General features: G+C 67.3%; 19 protein-coding genes. 6 read left to right on the forward strand and 13 right to left on the reverse strand.

Annotated features, from left to right (window positions below):
- Positions 1-86 precede the first annotated feature (86 nt).
- On the forward strand, positions 87-446 hold the full coding sequence (locus tag ACWFRF_RS18710; protein ID WP_378628964.1) for a hypothetical protein: 360 nt from the start codon (positions 87-89) through the stop codon (positions 444-446).
- On the opposite strand, the gene ACWFRF_RS18715 is transcribed toward ACWFRF_RS18710, so the two are convergent.
- From ACWFRF_RS18715 to ACWFRF_RS18750, 8 genes are all read right to left on the reverse strand, one after another.
- Entirely contained in the window at positions 426-647 is a 222-nt protein-coding gene (locus ACWFRF_RS18715) for a hypothetical protein (protein ID WP_452451207.1), read from the reverse strand. The two genes, ACWFRF_RS18710 and ACWFRF_RS18715, sit on opposite strands and share 21 nt — an antisense overlap.
- A gap of 56 nt (positions 648-703) precedes the next feature.
- Positions 704-1942 (reverse strand): MFS transporter, encoded by a 1239-nt coding sequence (locus ACWFRF_RS18720; RefSeq protein WP_452451209.1) that lies wholly within the window; start codon positions 1940-1942, stop codon positions 704-706.
- Between the two features lie 94 nt (positions 1943-2036).
- Complete coding sequence (locus ACWFRF_RS18725; protein WP_378990031.1) at positions 2037-2324, reverse strand: hypothetical protein; 288 nt, start codon at positions 2322-2324, stop codon at positions 2037-2039.
- Positions 2325-2348: 24 nt separating this feature from the next.
- The gene (locus tag ACWFRF_RS18730; RefSeq protein WP_378628955.1) at positions 2349-2651 is read right to left on the reverse strand and encodes a hypothetical protein; all 303 of its coding nucleotides are present in this window, start codon (positions 2649-2651) and stop codon (positions 2349-2351) included.
- A gap of 52 nt (positions 2652-2703) precedes the next feature.
- On the reverse strand, positions 2704-3264 hold the full coding sequence (locus tag ACWFRF_RS18735; RefSeq protein ID WP_378990033.1) for a DUF4334 domain-containing protein: 561 nt from the start codon (positions 3262-3264) through the stop codon (positions 2704-2706).
- Between the two features lie 15 nt (positions 3265-3279).
- The gene (locus ACWFRF_RS18740) at positions 3280-4944 is read right to left on the reverse strand and encodes a GMC oxidoreductase (RefSeq protein ID WP_452451211.1); all 1665 of its coding nucleotides are present in this window, start codon (positions 4942-4944) and stop codon (positions 3280-3282) included.
- Positions 4941-6389: a flavin-containing monooxygenase gene (locus ACWFRF_RS18745; RefSeq protein ID WP_452451213.1), complete on the reverse strand. Its 1449-nt coding sequence runs from the start codon at positions 6387-6389 to the stop codon at positions 4941-4943. The genes ACWFRF_RS18740 and ACWFRF_RS18745 overlap by 4 nt, the downstream gene beginning before the upstream one ends.
- Positions 6386-7180, reverse strand: a complete 795-nt coding sequence (locus ACWFRF_RS18750; protein WP_452451215.1) for an alpha/beta fold hydrolase — start codon at positions 7178-7180, stop codon at positions 6386-6388. Before ACWFRF_RS18750 ends, ACWFRF_RS18745 begins: the two co-directional genes overlap by 4 nt.
- 138 nt (positions 7181-7318) lie before the next feature.
- Here ACWFRF_RS18750 and ACWFRF_RS18755 point away from each other — a divergent pair, with 138 nt between their 5' ends.
- A complete protein-coding gene (locus tag ACWFRF_RS18755; RefSeq protein ID WP_378990037.1) occupies positions 7319-7978 on the forward strand; it encodes a TetR/AcrR family transcriptional regulator in 660 nt (219 codons plus the stop codon).
- Between the two features lie 40 nt (positions 7979-8018).
- On the opposite strand, the gene ACWFRF_RS18760 is transcribed toward ACWFRF_RS18755, so the two are convergent.
- The 3 genes from ACWFRF_RS18760 to ACWFRF_RS18770 are packed head-to-tail and all read right to left on the reverse strand — an operon-like array spanning position 8019 to position 10229.
- A complete protein-coding gene (locus tag ACWFRF_RS18760) occupies positions 8019-8645 on the reverse strand; it encodes a TetR/AcrR family transcriptional regulator (protein WP_378990039.1) in 627 nt (208 codons plus the stop codon).
- 25 nt (positions 8646-8670) lie between these two features.
- The gene (locus tag ACWFRF_RS18765) at positions 8671-9759 is read right to left on the reverse strand and encodes an NAD(P)-dependent alcohol dehydrogenase (protein ID WP_452451216.1); all 1089 of its coding nucleotides are present in this window, start codon (positions 9757-9759) and stop codon (positions 8671-8673) included.
- Complete coding sequence (locus ACWFRF_RS18770) at positions 9759-10229, reverse strand: DUF4334 domain-containing protein (protein WP_378990041.1); 471 nt, start codon at positions 10227-10229, stop codon at positions 9759-9761. The genes ACWFRF_RS18765 and ACWFRF_RS18770 overlap by 1 nt, the downstream gene beginning before the upstream one ends.
- A gap of 92 nt (positions 10230-10321) precedes the next feature.
- Here ACWFRF_RS18770 and ACWFRF_RS18775 point away from each other — a divergent pair, with 92 nt between their 5' ends.
- Both ACWFRF_RS18775 and ACWFRF_RS18780 read left to right on the forward strand, forming a co-directional pair.
- Complete coding sequence (locus ACWFRF_RS18775; RefSeq protein WP_452451217.1) at positions 10322-10879, forward strand: TetR family transcriptional regulator; 558 nt, start codon at positions 10322-10324, stop codon at positions 10877-10879.
- A 308-nt stretch (positions 10880-11187) separates the two neighbouring features.
- Positions 11188-11862 carry a GDSL-type esterase/lipase family protein gene (locus ACWFRF_RS18780; RefSeq protein WP_379313782.1) on the forward strand — a complete coding sequence of 225 codons (675 nt, stop codon included), beginning with the start codon at positions 11188-11190 and terminating at the stop codon, positions 11860-11862.
- Here the strand turns inward: ACWFRF_RS18780 and car are convergent.
- Positions 11800-15255 (reverse strand): carboxylic acid reductase, encoded by a 3456-nt coding sequence (gene car / locus ACWFRF_RS18785; RefSeq protein ID WP_452451219.1) that lies wholly within the window; start codon positions 15253-15255, stop codon positions 11800-11802. The two genes, ACWFRF_RS18780 and car, sit on opposite strands and share 63 nt — an antisense overlap.
- A complete protein-coding gene (locus ACWFRF_RS18790; RefSeq protein WP_379313784.1) occupies positions 15252-16751 on the reverse strand; it encodes a carboxylesterase/lipase family protein in 1500 nt (499 codons plus the stop codon). The genes car and ACWFRF_RS18790 overlap by 4 nt, the downstream gene beginning before the upstream one ends.
- A 95-nt stretch (positions 16752-16846) precedes the next feature.
- Between ACWFRF_RS18790 and ACWFRF_RS18795 the strand changes: the two genes are divergently transcribed.
- Together ACWFRF_RS18795 and ACWFRF_RS18800 are read left to right on the forward strand one after the other, a co-directional pair.
- Entirely contained in the window at positions 16847-17590 is a 744-nt protein-coding gene (locus tag ACWFRF_RS18795; RefSeq protein ID WP_379313785.1) for a uracil-DNA glycosylase, read from the forward strand.
- 35 nt (positions 17591-17625) lie between these two features.
- On the forward strand, positions 17626-17973 hold the full coding sequence (locus tag ACWFRF_RS18800) for a DUF488 domain-containing protein (protein WP_379313786.1): 348 nt from the start codon (positions 17626-17628) through the stop codon (positions 17971-17973).
- Positions 17974-18020: the final 47 nt, after the last annotated feature.

An 18020-nucleotide genomic window follows, 5' to 3' on the forward strand; every position in this document is an offset into this window, starting at 1 on the left:
AGCCGTCGAAAGGCGGGCATTCGCACTGAGCAAGGACAAACCTCTACCGGAGGGACAGCGTCGTGTTCACACATCTACGAGGGGCCGTGTTGATCGGGCTGCTGGTTGTCGCCGGCTGCGCTACCAGCACCGAGGCACCTGATCCCGGTCTGCCGCCGTCGGCCGAGGGCGCGCCGGAAATCTCCGATGAGGCGGCCGCGCACCTGTGCGAGATGATGGCCCCGGATCTCGATAATTGGCGTGCGCAGGGAGTCACTGTGGCGCGCGTGTCGTTCAACGCCACAGTGCAGAACTGGGCGGTGCGCAGCGGCGGCATCAATGTGGCGGTGGCTCGCAACCGCGAGGTGATCGATGCCGTCACCCAGCAGCACTGCGCTGATGTGCGCCAGCAGGCCATGCAGGCCCTGGATGTGCCGGATCTGGCCTCAGCGCTCGCCGGAGTCTGAGACGCCTGCGTCGGAAACCACGGCGGGCGCGGTGGCCTCGACACCACGACGCCGGTCACGCAACACCAGCACGCCCGCCGCGACCGCCCAGATCACCGCGAACGCGACCGCGCGCATCAGGCTCCAGTTGACCATCAGCATCACGAGCGCGACACCACCGAACAGTGTCAACAGCCGGGCGGTACTCGTCTGACCTTTCATCGCCAGATCATCGCACGGCCCCAGCCTCCTGCCAGGACGAGCTGTCACCACATCGCTCAGGTCTCGACCCGCACGACCTCGTCGCGAACCGCAGGCCGACGAGTGGCCCACGCCAATGCGGGCACGATCAGCAACGCGATCCCCGCACCGAGGAACGCCAGACCCGGATAGTCGGCGAATGCCACGACGACCCCGGATCCCAGCCCGCCCCCAGCGCCCGCGACCGCGATGCCCACATCGACCGTGCCCTGCGTCCGAGCCCGGGTGGCGACCGGCGTCGCATCCGCGATCATCGTCGTCCCCGCGACCAGTCCCAGATTCCAGCCCACCCCGAGCAGTCCGAGCGCCACCGCCAGCGCCGCAACCGAACTCGGCGGTGCGAGCGCAGCCGCCGTGGCAGCCGCGACCAAGGTGGCCGCGGCCGCCACGGCGACCAGCCCCGGCCCGAACCGATCCACGAGCATCCCCGACAGCAACGACGGCAGATACATCCCCGCGACGTGCACCGCGATCACGAATCCGGCCGCGCCCACCCCGTGCCCGTGATGCTGCATATGGATCGGCGTCATCGTCATGACCGCGGCCATCACCAACTGCGTCACCACCATCACCGTCGTCCCGGCCACGATCGGCGCCGACCACCGTGTCGGAGCTTGCGTCACGACCACCTCGCCGGGCGGTTCGGCAATCGCGCGGGCAAGCACAAGCGGGTCCGGCCGCAACATCACCCACAGCACAACAGCCGCCAGCACATACGCCACCCCGGACAGCACGAACGGGCCGGACAACGCCGGAATGCCCCAGTTCACAGCCATATTCGACATCGGCGTCGTCAGATTCGGCCCGACCACCGCACCGACCGTCGTCGCCACCAGCACCGTACTGATCGCGCGCGCCCGATGCGCGGGCTGCGCCAGATCGGCGCCGGCGTATCGCGCTTGCAGACTCGTCGCGGTCCCCGCCCCGTACACGATCAGCGACACGAACAGCAGCGCCAAGCTCCCGGTCACCGCGGCCGCCACCACCCCGAAACTCCCCAGCGCACCGGTCAGATAGCCCAGGGTGAGGCCTGCCCGTCGACCCGCCCGCTGCGAAATCCGACCCACTCCTACCGCCGCCGCGGCCGACCCGACCGTGAACATCGCCGCGGGCAACCCCGCCAGCCCGGTCGATCCGAGCATGTCCTGCGCCAGCAACGCGCCGACGGTGATGCCGGCGGCAAGCCCCGCGCCACTGAAAATCTGCGCCGCGACCAACACGGCCAGCGTGCGCCGTTGCGCGGGATGCTCGCTCATGGCGTCATCATCGCGGCAGAGATGGACGCTGGTCCAGTCGTTAGGCGCAGAAAGGTCCAGTGACGACGAACCGGCCTCGTCGAGCAGCGTGAAGCTAGCGCAAGTACGGGCCCAGCTTGATATTCACCTCGGACCCGGCATCCTCGATCGAGGTGATCGGCCACACCCGCCCGGGCTGCACCGTGCCCGCGGCCGTGGCATAGCCGACCACGTCGAGTGCCGCGACCCCGTCATCGTCCTGCAGAATGCCTGCCTCGGTGCGCACCCCATCGGAGAACACCACATCGAACTCGTCGGCCATACGATCGGCGCGCACCACCACACCGGGGAACAGATGCGAATAGTCGACGATGATCCGTCCCGGCTCAGCGCGTTCGTTCATCGACGTCCTTTCCGAGTTCGGACCTCAGTGACCACACGGATCGGTGAGGTGCAGCCCCTCGCCGACCTTGATCCGGCGATGCTCGGCGAGCACGATCCCGACCCCGAACAGCAGGCACACACCGCTGAGGATTCCGGCGATCACCGCCCATCCGACGAACCCGGAACCGGCGGCCGTCAAGGTGGCCGCGAGCATCACGATGCCGACTCCGACGAGGAACAGCCCCGGCCAATTGAGCGAGTCCTGAATCGACTCACCCGCGTGTGAGCGCGTCGTGCGCTCGGTGTCGGGAAACTTGTGTTGATGGGGATCGATGTAGTCAGTCATGGCACGGCCTCCTTCCGACGAGAGCTCTCCGTTTTCGGCGCGTACCCCCGATTCAATCGGGCAAACGGGCAGAATCACTCGAGTTTTCCCGGACGAGCACGAAGAAATAAGGCTCGGGGAAATTGCGGTAGTCCATCAGGCCCAGCACGGTGTCGTCGTCGATCCGGCGGAACACATCGATGATCGGCAGATGGTCATAGACCATCGCCGTGGTGACCACCCCGCGGTGCTCTACCGCCCGCAACCGAGCCCGATAACCACGGGCGCGCAACGCCGGTTTCAGCACCCCGAGCAGCCCCCGACCCCGGTCCACGACCTTGCTCGGCACCTTCCCGACCAGGCCCAACGGCACCCGTTGCGGATCGACGGCGAAAATATCGCCCGCCGGACCGCGAAACAGCAGCGGATGCACACTCTCGAGACCGTCGAACTGCTTGCCATACCACCCCGACGCGACGAGCAAGCCGTCCATCGGGTGCCCGGTGCCCAGCTCGCGACCGCTCCATCGGCCGCTGAGCTGGGTCGCCGGCACCGGCGCGAGACTGTCGAACAGGTCCAGCGCGTCCTGTCGGGAACAGGCGGGTTCGAGCGCGGTAAGTCGGTCGATCGTCATGAAGATCCTCTCGCCTCAGGCGGGCAGTCGCAGCGCACCGGGCGCGGAAGCGGGCACAGCGGGCTGTTCGGGTGCCACCGGACTGATCCGCTGGTAGGCGGCCCCGAGATCCGGACGCGGATCCGGCTCACCCTTGTTCGGCCAGAACGCCATCGCACGCTCGGCCTGGGCGGTGATGGTCAGCGACGGGTTGACACCGAGATTGGCGGTGATCGCGCTGCCGTCGGCGATGTGCAGCCCGGGATAGCCATAGACCCGCTGATACGGGTCGATCACGCCGGTCTCACGGGAGTCACCGATGGTGCAGCCACCGATATAGTGCGCGGTCGCGGGGATATTGAAGATATCGGTGGCGATATTGCCGGTGATGCCGTCGGACTCGGCGGCGTATCGGCGGGCGATGTCGTGCGCCATCGGAATCCACTCCGGGTTCGGCTCTCCGCTGCCCTGCTTGGTCACCAACCGCTTGCCCTTCAGGTAGGAGGTCAACGAATTGTCCAGCGACTGCATCACCAGCAGGATCACCGACCGCTCCGAAGCACCGTGCGCATTCTGCGAACGCAGGAACTGCACCGGATGCAACACCATCGACAGCAACAACCGCAGGAACCGGAACGCACCACCGTCGATCATCGGCACGGTCTGCAAGAACAGCGCGTTCTGTCCCTTGCCGTAGGTGCACACCTCCACATGCGTCTGCGGTTCCGGGTGAATGGAGGACGTGATCGCCACGCCCTGGGCGAAATCACGCCGGGACTTACTGGTGACCCCGATGATCGCCTCGGAATTACTGCGGGTCAGCTCGCCGACCCGCGAGGACAACTCCGGCAACGTGCCGTCGCTGCGCAACTTGTGCAGCAACTTCTGGGTGCCCAGCGCCGCCGCCGCGAACACCACCTGCTGGGCGGTGAACGTGCGACGCTGCTTGCGCACCCAACCGTTGGACTGCACCGTCTCGACGCGATAACCGCCCGCACCGTCGGGTGCCACCGACGTCACCGTCGTCAACGGATGCACCTGCGCGCCGTTGCTCTCGGCCAGGTGCAGGTAATTGAGCGTGGTGGTGTTCTTGGCATTGTGCTTGCAACCGGTGAAGCACTCCGAGCAGTGGATACAGCCCGCCCGGCGCGGACCCGCACCACCGAAGTACGGGTCATCGACCTCGACACCTTCAGAACCCTCGTTGAAGAACACACCCACATGGGTGCGATGGAAGGTATCGGCGACCTTCAGATCCCGCGCGACCTGCAACAGCACGTCGTCCTTCGGCCCGACCCGCGGATTCTCGACCACGCCCAGCATCCGTGAGGCCTGGTCGTAGTACGGCGCGAGCTCGGACTTCCAGTCGGTGATGTGCGCCCACGCACGATCGCGATAGAACTCCGGCAGCGGTTCGTAGAGCGTATTTCCGTAGATCAGCGACCCGCCGCCCACGCCCGAACCGCTGAAGACCAAGCATTTGCCCAGCGCGCTGATCCGCTGCGGCCCCGTCAGGCCGAGGCGCGGCGCCCAGATGGCCTTGGGAATGTTCCAGTTCGTCTTCGGAAAGTCCTCGGCATCCCAGCGCCTGCCGGATTCCAGAACTCCCACCCGGTAACCCTTTTCGGTCAGCCGCAGCGCTGTGACGCTGCCACCGAAGCCGGAACCGACGACGATCACGTCGTAGTCGTAGTCACTCATCGCGACACCACCTCATAGTCGGCGGGATCGAACCGCGCCTGCTTCTTGTATTGGATTCCCAGTAGTGGCCAGTTGGTCGTGATCCGGCCGTCGGCCTGGCGGTACCACGACGAGCAGCGACTCCACACGCTGCCGCCGAGCTGCGCCTGGATCCGCTCGTCATAAGCCTGCTCCACCTCCGGACGCACCGTCAGCGCGCGACCGGACGTCGCGAGATGGGCGACATAGTCGCCGAGGTACTTCGCCTGCGCCTCGAGGAAGTAGATGATCGAGCCGCCACCGGTATTGGTGTTGGGCCCGTACATGATGAACAGGTTCGGAAACCGCGGCACGGTCATGCCGTAGTAGGCGTGCGCGCCGCTGTCCCACTCCTGCGTCAGCTCCCGGCCCTGCGCGCCCGTGATCGTCATCGGCGCCAGGAACTCGGTGCTGGTGAAGCCGGTCCCCCAGATGATCACATCCACCTCGTGATCCCGCCCGTCCGCGGTGCGCACACCCGAGGATGTGATCTCGGCGATCCGCTCGGTGGTCACCTCCACATTCGGTTCGGTGAGCGCCGGAAGATAGTTGTCGGAGAACAGAATTCGCTTACATCCGACCGGATAGTCCGGCCACACCTTCTCGAACAGGCCCGGCTCGGCCTTGGTCTGCCTGCGCATGTGCCACTTCGACACCGCCTTGATCGCGGCGGACAGCGCTTTGGAGTACACCCAGGCGACGCTGAGCCCTTCGACGACGCCGTACCAGGTGCCACGTTCGGCGAGCTCGGTCACCGGCAACTTCTCGAACACCCGATGGTGGCGCGTCGAGAACTCGCGATCGGGGCGCGGGATGATGTAGGGCGCGGTTCGCTGGAACAGCGTCAGCTTGTCGACCTGCCGCTGGACCTCGGGAACGAACTGGATCGCACTCGCCCCGGTACCGATCACGGCGACGCGCTTACCCGTCAGATCCACGTCGTGATCCCACTCGGCGGAATGGAAACTGGTGCCACCGAAGCTGTCACGGCCCTCGATGGCAGGTACCGAAGGCCGGGAGAGCTGGCCCACGGCCGACACCAGCACATCGACTACCACGGTCTCTCCGCCGCCGAGCCGGACCGTCCACTTCCCGGTCGCGTCGTCGAACGCCGCACCGAGCACTTCGGTGCCGAACCGGATATGGCGGCGGACATCGTATTTCTCGGCGACGTGCCGGATGTAGTCGAGGATCGCCGGTTGCCGCGAGAACCGGTGCGGCCAACGTGGATTCGGCTCGAAGGAGTACGAGTAGAACGGGGACGGCACATCGCAGGCCGCACCGGGGTAGGTGTTCTCCCGCCAGACGCCGCCGACATCGTCGGCCTTCTCGAACACGACGATGTCGTCGAAGCCGCGCTTCTTCAGTGCGATGACAGCTGCCAGGCCACCGAACCCGCTACCGATCACTGCGATGGACGGGGTCATGAGGTCCCTTCGAGAACGAGGCGAGCACAGGTTTCGGGGTCGTCGCTGAACGGGAGGTGCCCGCAGCCTGGAAGGTCGACGTGCTGCGCGAACGGCAACACCACCCGCGCACGGGCGCTCTGGGTGCGGTGTACGAGCACGATGTCGCGGGTGCCCCACGCGATCGTCACCGGGATCTCGCCCAGCGAGCCACGGTCGTCGCCGGGGTCGAGCACATAGTTGCCGAAGTCGTCGCGAGCGGCGGCGAAGGACGTGGCCCCCGCCAGCCCGGCCAAATCGGTGCGAGCGGCATCGGGATCGACGCGAACCGGGCAGCCGAACATGGACGAGAGCAGGACTACGCGGCCGGCGGGATGCTCGACCAGCCGGTCCAGTGCCGGTCCGGCGACCCGAGCGGCGCCACGCATGCTGGTGAGCAGGCCCTGCGTCCACCGCCGTCCCACCGGCCCGTAGAAGCCGACCGGGGAGAACGCGGTGACCCCGGACGCGACCCCGGCCCGGCCCAGTTCGAGGGCGATACCACCGCCCATCGAACTCCCGACCACATGGGGGCGCCGAATGTCGTTGTCCGCCAACCACTGCGTGAGCCAGGTGGCGTAGCCACGCGGACCCGGTCGCACAGTGTCCAGCGCGGGTGAGTCACCGAAGCCCGGTAGATCGATCGCGATGACCTCGTGCTGCTCGGCGAGCAGATCGATGATCGGTGCGAAAACCTGCCAGCGGCTGCCGAGACCGTGCACCAGCACGATCGGCGTACCACTGCCCCGGCGGAGGTGAGAGATCTGCGTCATCGCAGCCCTTCGTCAATAAACAGTTACTGCGTACGGTTTCTTGATTGCACCAGCTCCATCGGCCGTCGTCAAGAGGTGACGGCCGACACTTTTCACTGAATCTACCGAATCTTGTCGGCAGCACGTACGATTTCTCAGGTGACCGTGCAACCTCCACGCCGCACCCAGGCCGAACGTCGGACATCCACCCGCGCCAGAATCCTGGCCTGCACCGCCGAATGCCTGCTCGAACGCGGCTACGCCGCAACCACCGTGAGCGCGGTCCAGGAACGCGCCGGACTCGCCCGCGGCACCGTCCAGCACCACTTCCCCACCAGAGCCGAACTGCTCATCGCCGCCACCACCCAGGTCGTCGACACCCGGCTCGAGAAATTCCGGCGCGAAGCCGAACTCCTCGCGCCCGGCCGCGACCGCCTGCAATCGGTCGTCGACCTCGCCTGGCGCGACCTCAACAGCCCCGCCTTCTTCACCGCACTCGACCTGTGGGTCGCCGCACGCACCGACACCGAACTTCGCGACCAGCTCGTCATCGAAGAACGTCGCGTATTCACCGAAATGCGCAGGCTCTATCTGGAAGTGCTCGGCGAACCGTACGCCTCGGATCCGCGAGCCGAAGTCCTCGTCGAATTCACCATCGACCTGCTCACCGGGCTCTCGATGACCGCCATGCTCACCGGCACACTCGGCGAACGCGAGGCGGTACTGCGCCGATGGAAGCGCGCGCTCGCCGTACTCATCGGACAGCTACCCAGCGAGGAACTGCTCGACGGAAGTCCACTGCCGGCCGCGTTGCACTGACCGCGCTCGACGTCGCTCCCCATCCAGGGCGCGACAGGCCCTAGTCCCCCGTCGTCTCGACCCCGGACAACCCGTTCCAGCACAGCGAGACAACGGTATCGACCGCATCGCCCTTCGGAATCGGACGACCCGTGTCCAGCCACTGCCGCGCCGCGAGATGGCTGGCACCGACCACGCCGAACGCACACGCGTAGGCACGGACATCGTCCATCCCCGCCGCGCGCAGCTCAGCGCTCACCAGCACCGCGCACTCGCCCATGGCATTGCGCACCCGCCACCGCACACACGGCTCACTCGGCACCGGCGACTCGAAGACCAACGTGTGCCCGCCTGCGTCCTCGTCGACGAAGTCGAAATAGGCCAGCACCGCGCGACGCACCTTGTCCTCCTGACCGTTCGCATCGGCCAGCGCATCGCGAATGCCGTCGACCATCCGGTCCAGATACCCCTGCAACACCGACAGATACAGATCGAGCTTGCTCGCGTAGTGCGTGTACAGCACCGGCTTGCTCATCCCGGCCCGAACGCCGATGTCGTCCATGCTCGCACCGTGATACCCGTGGGCCACGAAGACCGCACGCGCGGCGTTGAGCACCGTGAGCCGACGCTGGGTGCGGGCCGTTTCGGCGCTCTCGTCGGTCTGGATGTCATGGAAGAGAAGTGTCATGGCGCGTCCGGGGATTCGAGGGTGTTCACCATGTGAGCACCGGCTTGACCACAGTGCCAGCACGCTGATCGGCCAGCGCGGCGCCGACCTCGGCATGCGGATACCGGGCGATGAGTCGATCGGCCGGGAAACGACCGGCCGCGTACAGATCGAGCAGATGGGGAATGAAGGTGGCGGGCACGCTGTCGCCTTCGAGGCAGCCGCGAATCACCTTGCCGTGCAGCACGAGATCACCGACATCGATCGGCGGCGTACCGCGACCAAGACCCACGGCCACCACCGTTGCCCCCACCGCGAGCGCGGCGACGGCATCGGCGAGCACGGTGGTGATGCCGGTCGTGTCGAGCGCATGCGTCGCACCACCATCGGTGAGTTCCCGGATGCGCGCTGCCGTCGGCCCGTCGGCAGGATCCAGTGCTGCGTCAGCTCCCAGTTCGACGGCCAGTTCCCGCCGCGCAGCCGATGTTTCGACGACGACCACGCGCACGTCCGGAACTGTCCGGGCTGCGAGTAGACCCGCCATCCCGACCGCGCCCGCCCCGTACACGGCAACCCACGCACCCGGCTCCGGCCGCAGAGCGTTGAGCACCGCACCCGCACCGGTCTGGAAACCGCAGCCGAACGGCGCCGCCACCGCGAGGTCGACCGCGGGGTCGACCACGACCGTGTTGTCCTCGGTGCTCAGCGCGTAACCGGCGAAACTCGACTGACCGAAGAACCCGTCGAGAATCGGGGACCCGTCGACCAGTGCCCGAGGCGTGGCGTGCGCGCGTCGGCCGAACTGGTTGAGCGCGGTCGCCCGGTGGCAGTACGCAGGCCGGCCGGCCACACAGTTGCGACAGGCACCGCAGTGCCGAAAGGTCAGCACGACATGATCGCCGGGCCGCACTGTGCGCACATCGGAGCCGACCGCCGCGACGACACCCGCGCCCTCGTGGCCCAGCAGGATCGGCCGATCCGCGGCGCCCGCGCGACGGCTCACCAGGTCGGTGTGGCAGATACCGGCAGCGACGATCCGCACCAGGATCTCGCCCGCGCGCGGCTCGTCGACCTCGATCGGTTCGATCGAGAACTCCGCGCCCGGATCGCGCGACAGCACCGCCGTCGTGCGCATCAAGAGACCCGTTCCAGCAGGAAGTAGAAGTATTCGCCGTGCGCGAGAACCAGTTCGGGGCGCCCGTTCATGATGCCCATCAGGGTGGTGTCGTCGAGCCACTTGAAGTGGTCGAACACCGCGCGACCGTCGTAGACCATGGTCGCGGTGACCTCACCGCGGAACTCGATGTTCCACAGCGTCGCTTCGCCCTGTCCCAGTTCGACATTGGAGAACAGGGTGCCGTCCTCGGCCCGGCAGATCAGCGGCTTCGCGTCGTCGAGAGCGTGGAAGTTCTTCCCGTACCAGCGGCTCGCGGGCAGTGCGCGGCACAGGGGGTGACCGGTCTGAAAGGCGTCACCGCGCCACTCGCCGAGGATGTCCTCGGCGCGCGCCGGGCGTAGCCGGGTCCACAGCTGATCCAGCTCGGCGGTCGTCACACCGTCCGACTGCTCCTTGAGCTGCTGCCACCGTGGTTTGTCCGCGCTCATCAAGCCCTCGTCTCACAGAGTTCAGAACCATTCGGTTCACAGTGGACCATAGTTCCGAACCAGATGGTTCGGCAAGAGGTAGGATTCGGCGCATGCGTGCGGCAGGTCAGGCAACCAGGGAGCGAATACTCACCGCGGCGAAAGCGGAGTTCGCCGAATTCGGCATCGCCGGCGCTCGGATCAACCGCATCGCGGACGTCGCACATGCCAGCAAAGACCGGCTCTACGCCTACTTTCCCGGCAAAAACGAGCTCTACGCGGCCGTCACCGAACGCTGGACCACCGAGACCAGTAGCGAAGCGGCCATGTCCGCCGACGACCTACCGGCCTACGCCGGCCGACTGTTCGACCACTTCGTCGCCCACCCCGACAACGCCCGCCTACAAGCCTGGGCCGAACTCGAACCATCCGGCGACATGCCGCAAGCTCTGCGTCGCACCATCGACGCGAAGATCACCGAGCTCCGCCGCGGTCAGCACGAAGGCCTCGTCACCACCGATATCCCCGCCCCGATCATGCTTCGCATGCTCACCGATCTGACCCGCACCTCAGCCACCCATGCGAGAACGGGATCCACCGACGACGGTCGCCTGGCGGCGCAGCGCGCGGCGGTGGTGGCGGCCGTGGCGCGAATGGTCACCCCGCCGTAGCAACCGGCACGCTCCCCCACTACGGCAGCCCTGACCCCCTCCTCTCCTTGTGTTTTTGAAGGGTATTCAGGTGCGTGGAGTCGACGATGGTGGGTGACGAAACAACATGGTTAGATGCGCATATCGCAATATCGCGATTAATTATCTAGCCGGGAGACCCCTCGCCGACGGTTGCCGGTATCTCCACCTACGGCGGCCGCGATCGTCACCCGGTTTCAAATACCCTCTGCCCCTTGACTTGTGCGCTCCCCCGCTGCCGATCAGGCCGATCCTCGAAGCCCACTCCCCCACCTCGTACAGTTGCCCGAATGAATGAGGATCTGCGCATCTGCTTCATCGGCGACTCCTTCGTCCAGGGAATCGGCGACCCGGAGTGCCGCGGCTGGGTCGGCCGCGTACTCGCCGCGAGCGGGCCCGGTATCACCGCGTTCAACCTCGGCATCCGGCGCAATACCTCCGCTGATGTCCTGCGCCGCTGCTGGGGAGAGGTCGAGCCGCGCGTCCTGCCCGGGGCCGACAATCGTCTGGTGATCTCGTTCGGCAGCAACGACGCGGTCGTGGAGGACGGCAACGTCCGGGTGGGCAGGGCACAATGCCTCGACAACCTCGCGACCCTGCTGACCGAAAGCAGGGAGCGTGCGATCCATCCGCTGGTAATCGGCCCACCACCTGTCATCGACGGCGGCGCGGAGCACCTGCGGCGCACCGCAGAGCTCGCCGACGACATGGCGGAGCTGTGCGAATCACGCAAGGTGCCGTTCGTCGCCACCACACGGCACTTGGCCGACGACCCCGTCTGGACTCGCGAAGCCAGGGCGGGCGACGGTGCCCACCCCGGCAGCGGCGGCTACCAGCGCCTGGCCGAGCTCGTCCTCGGCAGCCGCTGGCAGTCCTGGATCGCCCGGCCCACCCCGTACGGCCTACTCCAGCAGGCCGAGACCGGTCAGGTCGCGGACATATTTGGCGATGAGATCCGCCGGTAGGTGCGGAATGTCGTTGTCGGAACCGATCTGCGCGGCGCGGACGGCGGCACGGAATCCCTCGGCGGGAAGAGCCGAGCCGGGCAGTGGACGACCGGGCCGGCGATAGGCGTCGAGCAGCGGGAGCAGGGTGTGTTTGCGCTGAGGTTCGGGGAGGGCCCGCAAGGCTGTTTCGAACCGGGCGAACCACTCGCCGTAGCTGTCGATGCGATCGATGTGGCAGTCCGCGTCGATCAGCCAGTCGACGAAGACGTCGAGGGAGATGCCGTCGTCGTGCGGGTTCAGGACGTCGTAGGTGCGGTAACCGCTCGTAGCGGCGGCGCCGAGTGCGGTGACGGCCGTGGCAACGAAGTCGGCTGGTAGTCCGTCGTAATGGGCGCGCTGTCGTTGCCCGGCAGAATCGGTGCGGTAGAACGACAGCGGCGCGAGACCGGTCACGAGCACGCTCAGCAAGAGCCGGGTGAAGACGTCGGGCACATTGAGCTGGCCACGGAAGTGACTGTGCGCCAGGATCATGTCCGAGCGGAACACCGCGACGGGCAGTCCGAACCGCTCAGCCGCCTCCCGCAGCAGCACCTCACCCGCCCACTTGCTGTTGCCGTAGCCGTTGGCATAGGAATCGTCCAGCCGGCGGACCGGGCTCATGGTTCGCACGTCACCGTCCTCGGCGAAGGACTCCCCCTGCGCCGCGACGGCCACCGTCGACAGGTAACTCACCGGCTTGCGCCTCGTTGTCAGCGCCAGCCGGATGATCTCGGCGGTGCCCACCACGTTCGGGCCGAACAGCTGCGCATACGGGAGCACATGGTTCACCAGTGCCGCGGAGTGCACGATCAGATGGACCTCGGCGGCCAACCGGTCCCATGTCGGCTGTGGCAGACCGAGATTCGGTTCACCGATGTCGCCGGGCAGCACTTCCAGCGTGTCCTTCGCGAGGAGCTGGAAATGAGTGTCGAGCTCGCTGTCACTGGTGAACGCCGCGTCGAGGCGCTCGCGAGCGGCGATCGCATCGCCGCCGCGGACCACGCAGATCACCTTGCCGCCCCGAGGGGCGAGTCGTTCCAGCCAGGTCAGGAGGAGGAACCGGCCGAGATAGCCGTTGGCGCCGGTGATCAGCACCGTCCGCGCGGGTGCCGCGGCAGGCACCTGTGCCGTCGCGGTGACATCCAAGAACTTCTCGAGTGTCAGATCCGCAGCGCGAATCTCGGCCGCATCGATACCGTGTACCGCGTCGGAATCGGTTCTGTGCGTGCCTGGTTCGCGTTCACGGCGCACGTAGTCGGCGATGCGCGCCAGGTCGCTGTCCGGCCCGAGCAGCACATTCACCGGCACATCCACCGCGAGCAATTCCCGCAGCAGAGACGAATACGACAGTGCTGCCAGCGAATCGCCGCCGAGATCACCGAATCGCGCATCGGGTCGCAGATCTGCCGAATCGCCGCCGAGCACCGCGCCGGCGGCGCGAACGACGGTCTCGTACACCGGTAGGCCGGGCGCATCGCGACGCAACCGCTGCAGTTCGTCTTCCTGACCCCGTGCCAGGTCCGCGTAGAGCTTCTCGAGACGCTCGCCGTACCGCTGTTTCAGCTTCGGGCGCAACAGTTTCCCGACTCCGGACAAGGTCCCGTCGGTGGTCGAGAACGGCTCGGTCTCGATGATGAAGTCGCGCGGAATCTCGTACGGCTCGAGCCCAGCCGACACGGCGGCGCGGTGCAGCGACGAACTCACCGCGGCGCGCAACCCGTCGGCAGGTACCGCGAGCGCAGCGTCGGTGGGCACCACGACCGCCAGCAGATAGGACCGTTCGCTGCTGCCGTACACATAGATCTGGCGCACCAGATCGGCGCCCGCGAACACCGCTTCCAGCCGCGATACCGTCACGAACTCGCCCTGGGACAGCTTGAGGACATTGTTGCGGCGGTCGACGTAGGCCAGCCGGTCCGGCGCCAGCTCCGCGACCACGTCGCCGGTGCGGCAGAAGCCGTCGGCGTCGAAGACCTCGGCGGTCACCTCCGGGCGGCGGTAGTACCCGGCGATCATCGTGGTGGTCTTGAGCAGCAATTCCCCACGCGGATACGGCTTGTCGGTACCGAAATAGCCGAGTTCGGGCACGTCGACGAGTTTGTAGTCCAGCACCGGCGGGCGCATCACCTTCGTATCGAAGATCACCCCGCCGCCGGTCTCGGTGGAGCCGTACCCGTCGTGCAGGCGCAATTGCAGCACCGATTCGACGAAGGTACGCAGCTCGGGGGCGATCGGCGCGCTGCCGCACAGCGCCGACATCAACCTGCCGCCCAGGAACTGTTCACGCAGTTCGGTTTTCACCGTCTCGGTCGCCGCCTCGCCGCGTTCGGCGACCTCATGACGGAAGCGCTGCATGATCATGTCGCACACCCGCGGCACCAGGAAGATCTCGGTGGGCCGCACGAGCGTGATGTCGGTGAACAACGTGGACAGGTCCGGCGCCGCCGCGAAGAACGCGGTGCCGCCACGGGCGAGCACGCTGTTGAGGGTGAGGCGGGCCGCGATATGACTCATCGGCAGGAAGTTGACATTGATCGCGGCCAACGGCCGCGCGGGCTGCCAGCCGACCGCGACCAAGCGCTGGGTGTACATCGCGCCCTTGGGCGTACCGGTGCTGCCCGAGGTGTAGATCAGCAGGGCGAGGGGGTCTTCGCCGTCGGCGGGCACGCTCAGCGCAGCCGCATCGGCGAGCCGACCCTGTGCGACGATGTCGGCGAGCGTGCTCGGCACCAGGGACGAACCCCCCGCACGCAGACGGGCACGGGCCGCGTCGAGCGCATCGCGGTGATCGTCGTCGTCGGCGTGATGGTCGAACACGATCAGCGAACGTGGTGTTGCGCCGGCGAGTATCGCGTCGACGGCGATGGCCAGGTGGGCGGTGTCGACCGCGAACACCGTCGGCTCGGTCTCGTCGAGGATCGAATACAACTGTTCGAGGCCCGCGCCCGCCTGCAACGGCACCGCGACCCCGCCGACATGGATCGTGGCCAGATCGAGCACGGTGTAGTCAGCGCTGGTGAACCCGAGCACCGCGATGAAATCCCCCGCGACGATGCCGTCACTGTGCCAGGCGGCGGCGAGCGCGCGGGTGCGCTCCCACACCTGCCCGTAGGTCAGTACATCGAACTCCGGCAACAGCTTTCGAGTCAGTCGTCCGCCCGACTCGACCAATTCGGTCCGGCGCGTGCCGAGCGCCGGGCGCTCGGCGTAGGCGGTCATGACGGTCTCGACGATGCGCGCCGTCGCGAGCCCGGGGGTCGTCACGATGGCGTGTACGTCCTCGGCGGGACGCGCCGCACGGATCTGCCCGTCTTCGGCGTAGAGCGCCTTGATGCGATCGGCCGGCTGCCCCGCGGCGAGCTCGACGGTCATGCTTCGCACTTCCGGATGCCTTGCCACGCTTCGCGTCGCGCGGACTCGGGGTCGACCAGCACGCGCGGTGGATGGTCGATGATGGAGGTCGTCCGGCGTTCGGCGGTGTAGGGGCTCCAGGGCGGCAGCGGCCGGCCGGTGCGGGCGAAGCTGAGCCAGTTGTCCTGGATATGGTCCTGGACCGCCAGGAACGCCCGCCTGCCGCCTGCCGCTGTCATCGCGCGGCCGACCGGTCCGTCGACCCAGCCGAAGACAGGGACGAGTTCGAGCGCGTGGGTGGCGCCGAAACCCGCCAGATGCAGTGCGCGCGGGGCGTAGTCGTACCGGTAGGCGTAGGTGGGGGCATAGCGGCTGTGGCCTTCGAGGACGGCCAGCGTCGGACGCAGGAACAGGTGGTCCCCGCCGACGCGCACCGCGGTTCGCGCGGCCGGGTAGCCGGGGTATCGGCTGGTCACCGCTTGTTCGGCGCCCGGTTCGTAGCGTCCGAAGATGGTCGTCAGCTGCTCGGGGGTGTGCGGCACCGCCTTGGCGAAGCGCTGGAACAGCGTCGCCTCGTCGCGGTTGGTGCCGATGATCAACGGCACCGGATGCGCCCGGCCCGCCGCGATCGCGTCCACGGGCATTTCCGGCAGGAAGTCGCCGTCCGCGACCGGGGCGTAGGGAAAACTGCCCGGATTCTCGCGCAGCGCCCGGCCCAGCGCGCGGTCACCCGCCCGGCCCAGTTCCTTCGCTGACACGGTGTTCAGGACGGTCGCGGCGTCGGCCGGGGCGGCGCCGAGCCGGTCCAGGCAACGGCGGGCGAAGTGGCGCGCCGCGTCCGGAGTCGAGGTCCAGTCCGCCGGGGCGCTCTGCGCGATCGCCCGATGGAACAGGCCGCGGGCGGCGGGGGTCGCCAGCAGGCTGACCACCGCGTGTGCACCCGCCGATTCACCGAAGATGGTGACGTTGTCCGGGTCACCGCCGAACGCGGCGATATTGCGGCGCACCCATTCGAGTGCCGCGACCTGATCGCGCAATCCGAGGTTCGACTCGAAAGGTCTCTCCGATGTGGAGAATTCGCTGAAATCGACATACCCGAGCGCACCGAGTCGGTAGTTCACCGACACCACGATCACGTCTCCTCGCGCGGCCAACCGTGCGCCGGAGTACATGCTCGATGTGCCGATCAGATAGCCGCCACCGTGGAAGAACACCATGACCGGGCGCGGTGTCGACGAGGGCGTCACCGGAGCGGTCACATTGAGCGTCAGGCAATCCTCCCCGGTGGGTTGCCAGGTTCGCGGCCCCACGCGAGCACCGTTGGGGTTCTGCACCGCGGCGAAGCCGAACTCGGTCGCCGATCGCACCCCCGTCCACGGTCGAACGGGCTGGGGAGCACGCAACCGCAACGCTCCGATGGGTGGGGCCGCGTAGGGCAGGGCACGCCAGCGGGCGATTCGACGACCCGCACGACCGCGCACGACTCCGTCGGCGCTCACGATCTCGGTGGACAACATCCCCCGAATGTACCTGGTACCGACGGTACCGCGCAGATGGTTCCGTCGGCGAACTGTCTCGAAACCGCATCGGGGCCGCCGACTAGACTGGGCCGATGACCGGCGTGGATCCGGAAGCAGCCCCGGCAGCGGCGGCCCACACCCCCGATATCGCCGCGCTCGACCGCCTGGTTTCCACCTGTCGCGCCTGTCCCAGGCTCGTCGCCTGGCGCGAGGAGGTCGCCGTCGTCAAACGCGCGGCCTTCCGCCACGAACAGTATTGGGGTCGACCGGTACCGGGCTTCGGGCCCGCCGACGCGCGAATTCTCGTAGTCGGCCTCGCTCCCGCCGCCCACGGCGGCAATCGGACCGGGCGCATGTTCACCGGCGATCCCAGCGGCAACGTCCTGTTCGGCGCACTGCACGCGGTCGGTCTGGCCACCGGCGCGCACCCGGTCAGCCGCGACGACGGGATCGAACTGCTCGATACCCGGCTCACCGCACCGGTGCACTGCGCCCCGCCGGAGAACAAACCGACACCCGCAGAGCGGCAGCGCTGCGCGCCTTTCCTCAGCCGGGAATTGGAGCTGCTGCGCCCGACGCTGCGGGTGATCGTCGTTCTCGGCGCCTTCGGCTGGCAGGCCCTCTTTACCGTCCTGCTGGCAGGGGGCTGGAACGTGCCACGCCCACGTCCCCGTTTCACCCACGGCGCACAAGTCGTCATCACCCATCCCGACGGCCGATCGGTCACCGTGCTCGGCAGTTACCACGTGAGTCAGCGCAATACCGCTACCGGTCGGGTGACTCCCGCGATGATCGAGGACGTCCTGCTGCACGCGAAGACGATCGCCGAGTCCTGACCGGAATTCGCGACCTGGTCACCTAGGATCGAACAGTGCTGACTGTGTACACGATCGGCCATTCCACGCGGACCGCGGACGAATTCGTCGGCCTGCTCGATGATTACGGCGTCACCCAGCTCGTCGATATCAGGACCGTCCCCCGGTCTCGGCACAATCCTCAGTTCGGCCGCGAGACACTCCCGGAAATCCTGCGGGCGAAAGACATTCGCTACGTCTACCTCGCCGCACCGGGTGGACTGCGGCACGGTCCGAGCATCGACCGCAACGAGGGATGGCGCAATGCCTCGTTCCGCTCGTATGCGAATTACATGCAAACACCGGAATTCAGTGCGGGCATCGACGGAACGTCGATCACCTATCCCCCACCGCACGAAGATTGATATTCATCCATTTCCCCTCGACACCGTTCGGCACCAGTTCACTGCGA

The organism is Nocardia sp. NPDC055165 (assembly GCF_053606985.1).

Bases quoted from the DNA above. Each gene is read 5' to 3' on its own strand.
- ACWFRF_RS18735 (WP_378990033.1), bottom strand. From the start codon at position 3,264: ATGACGATCGACCGACTTACCGCGCTCGAACCCGCCTGTTCCCGACAG.
- ACWFRF_RS18750 (WP_452451215.1), bottom strand. From the start codon at position 7,180: ATGACGCAGATCTCTCACCTCCGCCGGGGCAGTGGTACGCCGATCGTG.
- ACWFRF_RS18715 (WP_452451207.1), bottom strand. From the start codon at position 647: ATGAAAGGTCAGACGAGTACCGCCCGGCTGTTGACACTGTTCGGTGGT.
- ACWFRF_RS18740 (WP_452451211.1), bottom strand. From the start codon at position 4,944: ATGAGTGACTACGACTACGACGTGATCGTCGTCGGTTCCGGCTTCGGT.
- ACWFRF_RS18770 (WP_378990041.1), bottom strand. From the start codon at position 10,229: ATGAGCGCGGACAAACCACGGTGGCAGCAGCTCAAGGAGCAGTCGGAC.
- ACWFRF_RS18765 (WP_452451216.1), bottom strand. From the start codon at position 9,759: ATGCGCACGACGGCGGTGCTGTCGCGCGATCCGGGCGCGGAGTTCTCG.
- ACWFRF_RS18780 (WP_379313782.1), top strand. From the start codon at position 11,188: ATGAATGAGGATCTGCGCATCTGCTTCATCGGCGACTCCTTCGTCCAG.
- ACWFRF_RS18790 (WP_379313784.1), bottom strand. From the start codon at position 16,751: ATGTTGTCCACCGAGATCGTGAGCGCCGACGGAGTCGTGCGCGGTCGT.
- ACWFRF_RS18725 (WP_378990031.1), bottom strand. From the start codon at position 2,324: ATGAACGAACGCGCTGAGCCGGGACGGATCATCGTCGACTATTCGCAT.
- car (WP_452451219.1), bottom strand. From the start codon at position 15,255: ATGACCGTCGAGCTCGCCGCGGGGCAGCCGGCCGATCGCATCAAGGCG.
- ACWFRF_RS18745 (WP_452451213.1), bottom strand. From the start codon at position 6,389: ATGACCCCGTCCATCGCAGTGATCGGTAGCGGGTTCGGTGGCCTGGCA.
- ACWFRF_RS18775 (WP_452451217.1), top strand. From the start codon at position 10,322: ATGCGTGCGGCAGGTCAGGCAACCAGGGAGCGAATACTCACCGCGGCG.
- ACWFRF_RS18760 (WP_378990039.1), bottom strand. From the start codon at position 8,645: ATGACACTTCTCTTCCATGACATCCAGACCGACGAGAGCGCCGAAACG.
- ACWFRF_RS18795 (WP_379313785.1), top strand. From the start codon at position 16,847: ATGACCGGCGTGGATCCGGAAGCAGCCCCGGCAGCGGCGGCCCACACC.
- ACWFRF_RS18720 (WP_452451209.1), bottom strand. From the start codon at position 1,942: ATGAGCGAGCATCCCGCGCAACGGCGCACGCTGGCCGTGTTGGTCGCG.
- ACWFRF_RS18730 (WP_378628955.1), bottom strand. From the start codon at position 2,651: ATGACTGACTACATCGATCCCCATCAACACAAGTTTCCCGACACCGAG.